Raw genomic sequence first — 13,637 nt, forward strand, 5'->3', positions numbered from 1 at the left:
ACGATATGACGCGATTTGCAACCCTTAATCTCATTATTTTAAAAATTATCTTGTACTTCTTTCTTTTATTTCACTTTATAGGTTATTTATGAGCTCGACTGCCGTGCCTGCGCTAGACAAAACGTTTCAGATTTTGGACTTGATTACTGATAGCTCACAGCCTTTAACAGCGGCTCATATCGCAAAAGAGCTTGGGCTACCGCGTAGCTCTACTCACAACATTTTGCAGAGTCTATTGACCAAACATGTCATTTATAAAGACCCTGAAAGCCGCTTTTATTTGGGTTCATACTTAATGTACTGGGCAGGAAAATACGAGCAGCAGCAAGGCGTGGTGCAGTTGTTTAAAGATTTGATTGTGCAGTATCCGGTACTTCTTCAGCACACGGTTACCTTGTCAAAGCTTGATTTGGGCGAAGTGGTATTTTTGGCTTGTCATGAGTCCCCTGCGCCCCTTGGATTTACCTTTCGTGCAGGCGTTCGTGTACCTGCGGTATTTTCGGCGACAGGCAAAGCCATGCTATCCACGTTATCTATGGACAGTATTAGATCATTGTATAAAGATGCGTTTCCGACGCCGATGACCCAGCATGGGGTGAGTAATTTTACCGATTTGGCAACTGAGCTTGCGGCGATACAAGAAAGCCGAGTGTCTCTCGATGATGGACAATTGCGCGATGGGATGTACTGTTTAGGGACTTATATTCGTAATGCGTCAGGCAATGCGGTTGCTGGTATGGCCGTGAGTTTTTTGCAAGGAGAGTATGAGTCTAAACGGGCTGAGGTCAGTGCGGTATTGATTGAATTGGCCGAGCAAATCGAGCAGCATTTAGGCTTTACTGCAAATTGATAAATGATAGGTCGCAAAGTGTAGTGGCAAACTCTGCGACCTATTTTATTACTTTTAATTTGGTTTAAATACTACTGCCGTTATTGCTGTTCTCGTCCATCAGTCCTAATAGGAATGCTTGTAGATTATCATTGAGCTTTTGAATGTAATAACCACCTTCCAATAAGACGATCAATGGCTTGTTTAGCGCTTTCATTTTTTGTGCCAATATTTTAAACCCTTCTGTACTAACAGCACATCTTGCTTCTGGATCGTTTTCGTAGACATCAAAGCCCAGTACGTGAACTATCACATCAGGATCAAATAACGCCACCGCCTCAATAGATTTATCAATATATTCAAAGAAACCTGCTTCATCAGTACCATGTGGCATCGGGAAATTGATATTGTAGCCCTCACCTTCGCCTATGCCTTTTTCAAACGCATGCCCTGTCACTGCTGGATAAAAATTAACGGGGTCACCATGTACCGAGGTATAGAGCACGTCTTTACGGTCGTAGAATATTTCTTGGATACCTTGTCCGTGATGCATGTCAGTGTCGATAATGGCGATTTTTGCGTATTTCTGCCGTAGATGTTCGGCGATGATGGCAGCATTATTCAGATAGCAAAACCCACCCGCAGCGCTCTTACGCGCGTGATGACCAGGCGGCCGTGAAAAGCAAAGCTGTATACGACTGTCGGCACACTCGATGTCTGATGCATCATCGTTTAGCAGGGCTTCAGCTGCGTTGAGTGCAGTTTGCGCAGACCAATAGATAGAGGTCCAAGAATGCTCACTGATGGGCGCACTGTCATCCGCTTGATACTTCGCCGCTTTTGCCATGATGCCTATACCGGGGTTATCATACGGCACATAAATTCCCGTCTGTACCTGCGCACCCAAATCTTCCTCAACCGCCATCCACTCGTCATAGCCATTTTTGAGAAACTCAACATAACCAAAGTCATGAACCGCCAATATTGGTGCGATGCCAACATCGGTAGCAGTAGTGACCTCTAGACCCAAAGCCACTGGCGCTTTTAAAAACTCGACCATACGCTCTGGCACTTCTAACGGTTCATGCATTTTCCCATAGGAAAAATAAAGTAACGGTCTATGCAGACTTAGGTTTTCATGGCTGTATATTTTCATGCGTCACATTCCTTGTTTGACACTGCTTATCTTTATATTATTTTGTTTAAGAAATTCCATTTCCTAGCTTTTCTGTTTAGTCTCTATCGCTGTAAATATACGGCTGCCGACGCTACTCTAAACAATTCCATCGGCTTTTAGCTTAGCGATCATCTCACTATCATAGCCCAAACCAGCAAGCGTACTATCGGTATGTTCGCTTAACTTCGGTGGTGGCGTACGATAAGTGACAGGTGATGCGGACAATTTGATAGGGTTACCAAGTGCACGTACTGGACTGCCTTGCTCCGCGAAATTAACAACCATATTCCTCGCTTGCGCTTGCGGCATGGCCAAGGCTTCAGCCACATTATGAATGGCGCCGCATGGAATACCTGCTTGATCTAAAACCTCTAGCCAATAAGTGCGTGGTTGCTTGGCAAAATGCTTAGTCAGCTCACCGCACAGCAATTCGCGATTGGCAACGCGTTGTGGGTTGGTTGTAAAGCGCTCATCGGTATGCCAATCAACTGCGAGCACGTCACACAGTTTGGCGAACTGACTGTCATTACCACAGGCTAAGATAAAGTGCTGCTCACCCTGACCTGCAAATACTTGGTAAGGTACGATATTGGGGTGCTGATTGCCCAGTCTTGGCGGTATCTTATCGGAGGCCAAATGATTCATGCCGACATTGGCCAGCATAGCCAGTGCACTGTCGAGCAACGCCACATCGACATGTTGACCAACACCCGTATTTTGACGCGCCAATAGTGCCGCCTGAATACCAATCGTTAGCTGCAAACCTGCAAACAAATCGACGACTGCCACACCCACTTTATGCGGTTCGCCATCGCTTGGACCCGTGATACTCATCAGACCTGACAGACCTTGGATAATATAATCGTAACCAGGGCGTTTGGCATCGGGACCTGTCTGCCCAAACCCTGTCAATGACGCATAAATCAGACGCGGATTGTCTTGTTTTAAGCTGTCATAATCCAAGCCGTATTTTTTCAGACCACCGACTTTAAAGTTCTCAACCAAAATATCACTGTCAGCAATTAGCTGCTTAATGATGTCTTGTCCTTTAGCCGTAGTGATATCTACCGTCAGTGATTTTTTATTGCGGTTAATCGTAGCGTAATAAGCGGAGGTATCATCGCTGAATGTTGGCGGTGCCCAATGACGCGTTTCATCACCGATATGCGGACGCTCAACCTTGATGACTTCGGCACCAAGATCAGCTAACACTTGCGTACAAGAAGGGCCAGCCAGCACTCTCGATAAATCGAGCACTTTGATGCCATGCAATGCGCCCTTTGGCATATTAGCCATATCAATCATATCTGTCATGAGATTCCCTTACTCTGTCGCATATTTTTTAATCATAAAATTGTTCTTCATGATTTAGCGTTTAAATAGCTAAATCATGAAGAACAACTGAAAAACGTACGCTACTGTTAATGCTCTTTTGATAAAAAGCCAAGCAGTAACGTACGTCATAAAATACAGTTTTACCAAAAATTATTAGCTAAAAACGCTTAGAAGAACGCTTGAATGCCTGTCTGTGCACGGCCTAGGATAAGCGCATGAATATCATGTGTACCCTCGTAAGTATTGACGGCTTCCAAGTTCATCACGTGACGGATAATATGGAACTCATCAGAGATACCGTTACCGCCATGCATGTCACGAGCGATGCGAGCGATATCAAGCGCCTTGCCGCAGTTATTACGCTTAATAAGTGAGATCATTTCAGGCGCTGCATTGTCTTCATCCATCAAACGACCGACACGTAGCGCCGCTTGTAGACCTAAGGTGATTTCTGTCTGCATATTAGCCAGCTTTAGCTGTACCAACTGCGTTGCCGCTAGCGGACGACCAAACTGCTTACGATCGAGCGTGTACTGACGAGCAGCTTTCCAGCAGAACTCAGCCGCACCCATCGAACCCCATGCGATACCATAACGGGCTTTGTTCAAGCAGCCAAAGGGCCCTTTTAGACCACGGATATCTGGAAAAGCATTAGCTTCAGGGACGAATACTTTGTCCATGACGATCTCACCCGTGACTGATGCACGTAGTGAAAACTTGCCTTCGATTTTCGGTGCAGATAATCCTTTCATGCCTTTGTCTAAAACAAAACCGCGAATCTCGCCAGCATCATCTTTTGCCCAAACCACAAACACGTCAGCGATAGGACTGTTGGTGATCCACATTTTGTTACCGGTCAACTCGTAACCGCCATCCACAGCGCGCGCACGAGTAGACATCGATGAAGGATCAGATCCTGAATCTGGCTCAGTCAGACCAAAGCAGCCGACATACTCACCCGAAGCAAGCTTTGGCAAATAACGCTCTCTTTGCTCTTCTGTACCATACGCCCAAATAGGATGCATAACCAAGCTTGACTGCACGCTCATCGCTGAACGGTAGCCCGAGTCAACGGCTTCCACTTCCTTGGCGATCAGACCATAGGCGACACTTGATAGACCAGCACAGCCATAGCCTTCAATCGTGACACCAAGCAGACCCATTTCACCCATTTGACGCATGATATTACGATCGAAATTCTCATTGCGATTGGCCTCAATAATGCCAGGCATCAACTCTTTTTGAAAAAACTGACGGGCGCTGTCGGTGACCATGCGCTCTTCTTCAGTGAGCTGGTCACGTAGTAAAAAAGGATCTTCCCAATCAAAGCGTGGGCTAGTAGATGTTGCCATGTGGATCTCCTTGGTATCAGTCATCCTGACTGACGAATAGTGATTGATACATCAGTTGGTCTAACAAGTCATTGACTTCGTTATTCCGCTGTGCGAAACTTAGTTTCATAATTTAAAACCATTTAAGCAAACTTTCGCTGCCCTGTAAACCTTTATCAAAAAAAGATGAGTATAAAATGACAAAACCCTTATCAACAGCTACTCCACTACTCGAACGAATGCGTGCAACAATGAATCAAAACAAGGAAGAGAACGACCGACAGTTTGTAACTGCGTTGGGGAGAGGACTGATTATACTGGCAGCTTTTGAGCACCATGAGCGGCTCACCCATCAGCAGCTATGTCAGATGACTGAACTGCCAAAAGCAACCATTACTCGCCTGATTCATACTTTAACCACGCTTGGTTTTTTACGTGTCACTGAGCACGGACAGTATCAATTGGGCAGTAGCGCTGTGCGTCTCAGTGCGACCGCATGGAGCCGCCATGATATGGTGGCAGCAGCTGAACCATTATTACGTCAGTTCGCTAGTGAAAACGAAGTTTCAGTGAATTTGGCAACCGAAGTCGAAGGAGAAATGCGTTATCACGCCTGCTGCCGTAGTCCTGCTCGTCTATCGGTCAACTTACAGGTTGGCTCCGCTGTATCTGTCGCACGCACTGCTATCGGGCGTGCTTTTTATGCGGCAAGTACGCAAGCGAGACAAGCGGTCATCATTAGTAATCTCCAAGAGAATTTATCCATTGAAGAATATAACGATGCACAAACTGCTCTAGCCAACGCGGCAGAGCATTATGAAAAATACGGCTATACCGTGTCTGATGGAGACTTCTCTACTGACATATTGGCAGTCGCGGTTGGGGTATATGATGTCGCAACAGGACAATATGCTTATTCGCTTAATGCCAGTGTACCAAGTGCCAACTGGGAAGCGGATGAGTATGCTGCGATGATAGTGCCTAAGTTGCAGGCATTGGCGGAGCGGATTGGGAGTGCTACATAAAGCACTTTGAAACAAATAAAATCAAGGTTTAGGCTGGATCAACGAAGACACCATCTATAACCCTGTTACCCATTGATACCGACGTAACGACGTCATGCGTGTATGATGTACGCGACAAATGTAAGCATCTTATCTATATCAATCATTACTATTGAGCCTCGTTATGCCTGAATCTCGTACCAATCTAAACCCTGAACCAAAAACCAGCTCGCCATATTTGATCGGATTATTACTTCGCTATAGCACGTTTGGCGCGGCGATTTTAATTCTATTGGCGGGTTTATTATTGGTAAGTTGGTGGCTGATTGTGATCGGTGGTTTGGCTGTGGCGCTTGGTATTTATGATTTGGTTCAGTCCAAGCACGCGATACTGAGCAACTACCCTGTCGCTGGACATATTCGCTATGTATTGGAGGACTTTCGCCCTGAGATTCGCCAGTACTTGCTTGAGGACGATAAAGAACAAGTGCCGTTTTCACGCCAGCAGCGTGCGCTAGTCTATCAACGTGCTAAGAACGTCAGTGACACCAACGCCTTTGGTACGCTAGATAATTTATATACTCATGGTAAAGAGTGGTTTTTGCAATCTACCATCAGTGCACCACTAGAAAACAAAGATTTTCGTATTATGGTAGGCGGTGAGCGTTGTCAGCAGCCACACGATATGTCGGTGTTTAATATCTCTGCGATGAGCTTTGGCAGCCTGTCAGCGAACGCTATCATGGCACTCAATCAAGGCGCAAAATTAGGCGGTTTTACTCATGACACGGGCGAAGGCGCGATCAGCCCTTATCATCGCAAGTTTGGTGGTGATTTGATTTGGGAGTTGGGTACAGGCTACTTTGGTTGCCGTGATAATGATGGTAACTTTGATCCACAGTCTTTCGCTGAAAAAGCTGTCGATCCCCAAGTTAAAATGATTGAAATCAAGCTTTCACAAGGTGCCAAGCCTGGTAAAGGTGGCGTCCTTCCCTCTAGCAAAATCACCCAAGAGATTGCAGATACTCGTCAAGTGCCGACGGGTCAAGATTGTATCTCGCCCTCCTCGCACACTGCATTTAGCACCCCGCGCGAGCTTGTCGCCTTTTGGCAGCAGCTACGCGACCTATCGGGCGGCAAGCCAGTTGGCTTTAAGCTATGTATTGGTCAGCCATGGCAGTTTATGGCGATTGTCAAAGCGATGGTAGAGACGGATAACTATCCTGATTTTATCGTTATCGATGGTGCAGAAGGCGGCACAGGTGCAGCGCCAGTCGAGTTTATGGACAATGTCGGCATGCCGATGGTCGAAGGGTTTTTGTTGGTACATAATACCTTGGTCGGTGCAGGCATCCGTGACAAAATTAAGCTTGGCGTCAGTGGCAAGATCGTATCAGGCTTCGATATTGCGCGCATGATTGCGCTAGGTGCCGATTGGTGTAACTCGGCACGTGGCTTTATGTTTGCGGTTGGCTGCATTCAGTCGCGCTCTTGTCATACCAACACTTGCCCGACAGGTGTGGCAACCCAAGATCCGTATCGTCAAAAGGCGCTCGATGTTCCTAGTAAGGCTGAGCGTGTTGCAAGTTTCCACAAAAACACGCTAAAATCGCTTGCCAGTATCGTAGGCGCGGTCGGTTTACAGCATCCTAGCCAATTACAGCCGTATCATATCGCACGCCGTCTAGATGATGGGCAGATTAAGCTGTTATCCAAGTTTTTCTATTTTGCTGATAAAGGCGCATTGCTCGATCATAGTGCCCGTGCCGATGTATTTAACCAGATGTGGGTCATGGCAAACCCTGATAGCTTCTTAGCCAATAATGACGCACTCATTGCTTATAACAAAGACTCGCGTGATAAGGGCAAAGAAACTGGTGCGCCAACAGAACACAGCACTGGATATAATTCTGAGCATTTGACTAACCTTACCGATGGTGGGCGATTAATTGGTAATGTGAATAACACAATCCGCGACTTCCCGCCTACTAGCGACTGAATCAGCGCCTAAATCGTTTTCTTAAAAAGTAGTAATGAAGGTGTAATTAAGCAGTAGATAGCAACCAAACTTAAATAATTAGTACATTAAAAGACGCGTGATTGATGCCAAGTTCTATTTTTACCTTATCCCTACCAACGATAGTGCTTGCGCTAGGCCTTAGTGCCTGCCAGCAGACAAATCCTGACGCAGCTAGCAGCGACACCGATAGCTGGTCATGTCAGACTGAAGACACACCTTTTACTTATAGCGTTTGCCGAGTGGATGCTACCGCGTTAGCGAGCGAGCGTTATTCATTACAACTGTTTTGGCAATCCTCTGATAACAATAAGCCTCTGCTAACCTTTGATACGTTATTGGCCACATTACCGAACCATGAGAGTCTCAACTTTGCGATGAATGCAGGCATGTATAATGAAAACTATGCGCCGATTGGATATACCGTCATCGAAGGCAAAGAACTCAAATCGCTAAATACAAAAGAAGGTGGCGGTAATTTTCATCTATTACCTAATGGGGTTATGTGGTGGGACAAAGCTGGCAACGTGCAAATCACCGAAAGTAATGCGTTAAATGAGCAGATAAGCAGTGGTGATATGCAGCCTTGGTATGCGACGCAATCTGGCCCTATGCTGGTCATCAATGACGAGATACATCCACAGTTCAATCCTGATAGCAGCTCAATCAAACTGCGTAATGGTGCAGGTGTTTGCCGTGATGGCAGTATACAGCTCGTTAATAGCGATGAGCCTGTGACATTCTATCAGTTTGCAGAGCTATTTAAGGATGAGCTGGGTTGTTCAAATGCGCTGTTTTTAGACGGTGGTATTGCCTCAGCTTTGTATGCGCCCAGTATCGATAAGCAAGACAAAAAAGAGATGGGAGTGATGATTGGATTGGTTGAAAATAAAGAGTAATATGTCTTTATATTTTTAGGTTAATCTCTTTCTTCTCATAGTATTTTGCATAAAAAAGCACTTAGCATGATGATTTCACGCTAAGTGCTTTTTTATAAACGTTTATTTTGCATATTATAGTCAAAGAACTCTAAAATGGGTACAAGGCAGCCGACTGCAGATTGTACAAATAGTACATCTAAGGAGGATAACGCCGTAGCGGTTTAGTAGTTTACCGACTATATGTTAAAAACTTAACCACCCAAGCTCATCTTAGGACCAAACGGTTCGTAGTGGACACTATCGACACCATGATCTAATGCTACTAACCCGTCAATCATGCTCTCCATAAACGGCATCGAGCCGCACACATAGATATCGGCAGGCTTAGGCAAAGTAGCAAGCCATGTCTCATCTAATATCTGCCCAGACTCAAAGTAAAAGATATGTTTTTCTACACTCTCAGCTTGTTCGAGTAGTTTATTAACTTGATCAGAAAAAGCATGATGGGCGGTATTTTGACATGCATAAACCCAAATAATAGGACGTTTAGGATTGGCTAATACTTGCGCCGCTAGCATAGACAGTACAGGCGTCACCCCGACTCCTGCACTCATCAACACCAATGGAATATCATTTTGCTGTACCAAATCTTGATTGAGCGCAAAGTCACCAGCTGGTGCCGATAATAAAACCGTATCACCGACTTCTAGTTGATCATGCATATAGTTAGAGACCAGCCCATGATGCGCATTACGGTTGTCACGTCGAACCGCAAACTGAATGCCTGTATCGGTACTAGCAGAGTACAAAGAATAATGGCGCAAGGCTATATGGTCGCTGTCTTTTGGGTCTGTTTTTACTGTGATATATTGACCAGCAGTTAAGGTTAACTTGCTTAAATCAATATCTTGAGCGTTTGCTAAATCATCACCTGTTTTGTTCTCACTATTATCGACTGGTACTACGGTAAAGGCTGCGATATCTATAGCAGCCGCTACCTTTTCGGTCACTTTAAAAGGTGCAAACCCCTGCCACATTGCTTCTTCATACATACCATGTTCAATCTGGATAAATACCGAAGCGATCTCATCATAGGCTTCTGTCCAAGCGTCAATAATGTCATCGGTAGCCGCTTCACCCAATACTTCTTTTATCGCCCCAATTAAATGCTTGCCGACGATAGGATAATGCTCAGGCAATATCTGTAAGGCTCTATGCTTGTGGCTAATCTGGGTCACTTGTGGCAATAGCGTAGCCAGTTTGTCTAAGTGCTTGGCAGCGGCTAATACTGTCGTCGCTAGCGCCGTCTGCTGTCTTCCCAATTTTTGATTGGTCTCATTAAAAATATCTAACAGCTCAGGATGCTCATTAAACATATTTTTATAAAACACAGTGGTAATCGCAACGCCATGCTCTTCGAGTACAGGAACAGTTGCGGTGACAATTTCTAACGTTTTTGGTGAGGCCATGTTGTTTCTCTTAGTCATTAATTACATTGATAAATTAAGATGTTAAAAATAATCCGTCTAAACTGGCAATAATAAGCAGACCTTTTTGCAGTGGTCATCAAAATTTTTAGTAGATCAATTCGGAATATCTATAACATTCATTTAAAATGAATGTTAACACACTTTACTAGACATACCAATATAGGATGACTATAGAACCTATTTGCATCGACAAAAAAACAGCCGCTATGTTGTCATAACGGCTGTTTTTATAAGGATTTAAGCTGTGTTAACAGGTTTTAGGAGTTAGGTTAAATATTAAAATTACCGCGCCATATATTGAGTCATTTCTTCAACACCATGTAGCGTCATCGGGTACATTTTATTTTCGAATAGCTTTTTAATTTCAACGATGGTCTGTGTATATTGCCAATACGACGGGTTTTCAGGATTGAGCCAAGTTACTTTATCAAAATGCTCAAGTACACGCTTCAGCCATACAATGCCCGCTTCATTATTCATATACTCTACGCTGCCGCCTACTGTCATCAGCTCATAAGGCGACATCGATGCATCACCGACGAAAATGACGCGATACTCACGGCCATATTTATTGAGTAGCTCAAACGTTGGCATCGGTGCGCTATGGCGACGATTGTTGTCCTTCCACACATAGTCATACAAACAGTTATGAAAATAAAAGAACTCTAAGGTTTTGAATTCATTTTTTGCCGCAGAAAATAGTTTTTCGAGCGCTTCGACATGGATATCCATACTGCCGCCCACATCAAACAGCATCAACACTTTGACACGGTTACGGCGCTCTGCCTGCATATGTATATCGAGCACACCCTTTTTTGCCGTGCGCTTAATCGTCTCATGAATATCAAGCTCGTCAGCACTGCCTGTCCGCGCAAACTGACGCAGATTGCGTAGTGCCATTTGAATTTGGCGAGTACTGAGCTGATTATCGTCATCGAGATTGCGATATTTGCGTTGCTCCCAGACTTTTGCTGCGCTACGTTTGCGAGACTCACCACCGACACGTACGCCTTCTGGATGATCGCCATAGGCACCAAATGGCGAAGTGCCGCCCGTTCCTACCCATTTACTGCCACCTTGATGACGTTCTTTTTGCTCTTTTAACCGTTCTTCTAACACCTTCATCAGCTCTTCAAGCGAGCCGTACTTTTTTAGTAGGCGTCTTTGCTCTTCCGTTAGATTCTTTGGATCGAGCTTTAGATCTAGCCACTCTTTGGGCACGTCCGTCAGCTTGGCTAATAGCTCATCCATATCGAGACTATCAACACCTTCAAAATAATCCGCCATGGCCCGATCGAACTTATCAAAATGGCGCTCATCTTTGACCATGCACAGTCGAATCAGCCGATACATATCTTCGCGGCTAGCAAAAGTAGTCAGTGCTGGATCTTCAGGATGCGATTGCATCATCAGCCCTTTATCTAACGCGGCATTGAGATCGAGCAGCTCGCGCGTACTGACTGGCACGCCATAAGTACGCAAAGTATAGAATAGTTTGATAAACATAAGAGTCGTATCACTTATTGGCTGATATTATTATCTGGTGATATTGCTGATATCGTTAATTGGTACAGTTACAGATTGAGCGTTTGCATTGACCTTCATAGTAGACATCCGATGTCGGACACAAGATATTAAAGTCAACGCAAGCTGCAAACATTAACGACGCATCATATTGGCAAAACGCTGTAATAAACTCACATCTGCCTCGTTTTTGAGCAACGCACCGTATAGAGGCGGAATAGATTTCTCGCCGCGCAGATTTTCTTCTAATTCGTCCTGAGCCATATCATCAGCAAGTAACAAGGTTAACCAGTCGACCAACTCAGACGTTGATGGCGGCTTTTTAAGACCTTGAATACCACGCAGCTTATAGAAGATATCCAACGCATCATTGACCAGTTTTTCCTGAATATCCGGAAAATGCACTTCGATGATTTGGCGCATGGTTTCTTCTTCTGGGAAGTCAATATAGTGGAAGAAGCAACGACGCAAAAATGCATCTGGCAGCTCTTTTTCATTGTTTGAGGTAATAATAACTACTGGACGCTGCGCTGCCGTGATGGTCTCGCCCGTCTCATAAACATAAAAAGACATCTTATCAAGCTCATGTAGCAAATCATTTGGGAACTCGATATCGGCTTTATCAATCTCATCAATCAGCAGTACGCTACGCTCTGTACTGGTAAAAGCGTCCCACAGCTTGCCTGGCTTAATATAGTTGGCAATGTCATAGACCTTATCATCACCCAACTGTGAATCCCGCAGGCGTGATACTGCATCGTATTCGTACAGTCCTTGCTCAGCCTTAGTCGTCGATTTGACGTGCCAAGTAATCAATGGCATGCCCAAACTTTCAGCGACTTCTTCGGCAAGCAACGTCTTACCTGTGCCAGGCTCACCTTTGATCAGCAACGGCTTTTGTAAGGTCATAGCGGCATTTACGGCCAGTTGCAAATCATCGGTAGCAATATAACTACTGGTACCAGTAAAGTTTTTCTTAGTATTGTCAGCTGTGGTCATAATCAGATCTCGATTGTTGTTATAGATAAATTGTTATAAATGGATAGTTCTAAAACATAAATGACTAATAAATGATAAGTTAGTGAAGGATAAATTAGATTAGCACAGCCTGATGCATTGCCAAAATACTCATGCGTTCGCATTTATTAACAATTGTTATGTGCAATGTATAGTGAGCAATTATTTATATGCCTAATAAACAATCTGGCACAAAAAAAGACACGCAATGGTGTCTTTTTATTCAGGTATCAAATAACTTTTAAGACAATAATTTTGTCTCAACGCCTGGCCTATTTTTATTACTTGTCAGATGTATCGTTAGCCATTTTTTTAGCCGATGTACTGTCTTTTTTTAAGCTCACGTTAGTCTCAGGCTGTTCAGTTACGGTAGCGCCTTCTGGCAAATAACTGCCTGTGGTCATTTGCAATGTGGCCTGCGTATCTTCTGCGCTGCGACTGCGGGCTTTGTCCAAGCTAGATGCAAATGCGCTGCGTATCAGCTGCCATACAAAACCAACAAACAGCCCTGCGACCAGTATCACCAATATCGGCAACATATTGGCAACCGCGCCTGCGTAATCTTTCATCATCACAGCATAGACGACGCTAATACTGGCTGGTGCAAGCTCGCTCGGATCGCCAAGTGCAGTACCTGGTGCTAATAATACTGCAAACAGAACCATCCAGCTCATACCGCCCAATGGCTTTGGTAGTACACGAGCAACGAGTATCCATAGCACTAGTACCAAAACAGCACCGCCCAGATAAGCATACATCGGCAAATCAGCGGGCGGGACATCCTTTACCATTTGGCCCCACCAAATGGCAATCTCACCGAGAATGTCACTGATAGACTCTAGCGGTAAGCTATGTAAGATATTTTTTAACCAGTCCATGCGTGTTTATTTACCTGCGTTTATCGCCGGTGACACAATCTGTGTCTAGCGGTATATGTGCGTTCTGTAGAACCAGAATGAGGCCAACTACATAATGAACTTATGCATTATGTAGGCTTATATGTACATTGCGTAGGGTGTCAGTTTATCACGA

At 44.7% G+C, this 13,637-nt stretch carries 11 protein-coding genes; 4 read left to right on the top strand and 7 right to left on the bottom strand.

Annotated elements, in window-relative coordinates:
- The first annotated feature begins 88 nt into the window (after positions 1-88).
- On the top strand, positions 89-850 hold the full coding sequence (locus tag IEE84_RS08490; RefSeq protein ID WP_191113863.1) for an IclR family transcriptional regulator: 762 nt from the start codon (positions 89-91) through the stop codon (positions 848-850).
- 64 nt (positions 851-914) lie between these two features.
- Here IEE84_RS08490 and IEE84_RS08495 read toward each other — a convergent pair whose 3' ends face one another.
- The 3 genes from IEE84_RS08495 to IEE84_RS08505 all read right to left on the bottom strand — a co-directional run bounded on the left by IEE84_RS08495 (position 915) and on the right by IEE84_RS08505 (position 4,693).
- Positions 915-1,985 (bottom strand): histone deacetylase family protein, encoded by a 1,071-nt coding sequence (locus IEE84_RS08495; protein WP_191113864.1) that lies wholly within the window; start codon positions 1,983-1,985, stop codon positions 915-917.
- Between the two features lie 117 nt (positions 1,986-2,102).
- The gene (locus IEE84_RS08500) at positions 2,103-3,311 is read right to left on the bottom strand and encodes a CaiB/BaiF CoA transferase family protein (protein WP_191115433.1); all 1,209 of its coding nucleotides are present in this window, start codon (positions 3,309-3,311) and stop codon (positions 2,103-2,105) included.
- 197 nt (positions 3,312-3,508) lie between these two features.
- Positions 3,509-4,693, bottom strand: a complete 1,185-nt coding sequence (locus IEE84_RS08505; RefSeq protein WP_191113865.1) for an acyl-CoA dehydrogenase — start codon at positions 4,691-4,693, stop codon at positions 3,509-3,511.
- A gap of 176 nt (positions 4,694-4,869) precedes the next feature.
- On the opposite strand from IEE84_RS08505, the gene IEE84_RS08510 reads away from it, so the two are divergent.
- From IEE84_RS08510 to IEE84_RS08520, 3 genes are all read left to right on the top strand, one after another.
- Positions 4,870-5,697, top strand: coding sequence for an IclR family transcriptional regulator (locus tag IEE84_RS08510; RefSeq protein WP_191113866.1), 828 nt, complete (start codon positions 4,870-4,872; stop codon positions 5,695-5,697).
- Between the two features lie 163 nt (positions 5,698-5,860).
- Positions 5,861-7,675, top strand: coding sequence for an FMN-binding glutamate synthase family protein (locus IEE84_RS08515; protein WP_191113867.1), 1,815 nt, complete (start codon positions 5,861-5,863; stop codon positions 7,673-7,675).
- A 104-nt stretch (positions 7,676-7,779) separates the two neighbouring features.
- Entirely contained in the window at positions 7,780-8,592 is an 813-nt protein-coding gene (locus IEE84_RS08520) for a phosphodiester glycosidase family protein (RefSeq protein WP_191113868.1), read from the top strand.
- Between the two features lie 233 nt (positions 8,593-8,825).
- Here the strand turns inward: IEE84_RS08520 and IEE84_RS08525 are convergent, their stop codons facing one another.
- The 4 genes from IEE84_RS08525 to IEE84_RS08540 all read right to left on the bottom strand — a co-directional run bounded on the left by IEE84_RS08525 (position 8,826) and on the right by IEE84_RS08540 (position 13,483).
- Entirely contained in the window at positions 8,826-10,043 is a 1,218-nt protein-coding gene (locus IEE84_RS08525) for a globin domain-containing protein (RefSeq protein ID WP_191113869.1), read from the bottom strand.
- 303 nt (positions 10,044-10,346) lie between these two features.
- Complete coding sequence (locus tag IEE84_RS08530) at positions 10,347-11,570, bottom strand: vWA domain-containing protein (protein WP_191113870.1); 1,224 nt, start codon at positions 11,568-11,570, stop codon at positions 10,347-10,349.
- A gap of 153 nt (positions 11,571-11,723) precedes the next feature.
- Positions 11,724-12,587, bottom strand: a complete 864-nt coding sequence (locus IEE84_RS08535; protein ID WP_101205695.1) for an AAA family ATPase — start codon at positions 12,585-12,587, stop codon at positions 11,724-11,726.
- Between the two features lie 299 nt (positions 12,588-12,886).
- Positions 12,887-13,483 carry a hypothetical protein gene (locus tag IEE84_RS08540; protein WP_191113871.1) on the bottom strand — a complete coding sequence of 199 codons (597 nt, stop codon included), beginning with the start codon at positions 13,481-13,483 and terminating at the stop codon, positions 12,887-12,889.
- Positions 13,484-13,637 lie beyond the last annotated feature (154 nt).

The sequence above is a fragment of the Psychrobacter sp. 28M-43 genome, from assembly GCF_014770435.1.
Lineage (GTDB): Bacteria > Pseudomonadota > Gammaproteobacteria > Pseudomonadales > Moraxellaceae > Psychrobacter.

Coding starts and splice junctions, on each gene's coding strand:
- IEE84_RS08505 (WP_191113865.1), bottom strand. CDS start 4,693: ATGGCAACATCTACTAGCCCACGCTTTGATTGGGAAGATCCTTTTTTA.
- IEE84_RS08515 (WP_191113867.1), top strand. CDS start 5,861: ATGCCTGAATCTCGTACCAATCTAAACCCTGAACCAAAAACCAGCTCG.
- IEE84_RS08500 (WP_191115433.1), bottom strand. CDS start 3,311: ATGATTGATATGGCTAATATGCCAAAGGGCGCATTGCATGGCATCAAA.
- IEE84_RS08520 (WP_191113868.1), top strand. CDS start 7,780: ATGCCAAGTTCTATTTTTACCTTATCCCTACCAACGATAGTGCTTGCG.
- IEE84_RS08530 (WP_191113870.1), bottom strand. CDS start 11,570: ATGTTTATCAAACTATTCTATACTTTGCGTACTTATGGCGTGCCAGTC.
- IEE84_RS08525 (WP_191113869.1), bottom strand. CDS start 10,043: ATGGCCTCACCAAAAACGTTAGAAATTGTCACCGCAACTGTTCCTGTA.
- IEE84_RS08490 (WP_191113863.1), top strand. CDS start 89: ATGAGCTCGACTGCCGTGCCTGCGCTAGACAAAACGTTTCAGATTTTG.
- IEE84_RS08535 (WP_101205695.1), bottom strand. CDS start 12,587: ATGACCACAGCTGACAATACTAAGAAAAACTTTACTGGTACCAGTAGT.
- IEE84_RS08510 (WP_191113866.1), top strand. CDS start 4,870: ATGACAAAACCCTTATCAACAGCTACTCCACTACTCGAACGAATGCGT.
- IEE84_RS08540 (WP_191113871.1), bottom strand. CDS start 13,483: ATGGACTGGTTAAAAAATATCTTACATAGCTTACCGCTAGAGTCTATC.
- IEE84_RS08495 (WP_191113864.1), bottom strand. CDS start 1,985: ATGAAAATATACAGCCATGAAAACCTAAGTCTGCATAGACCGTTACTT.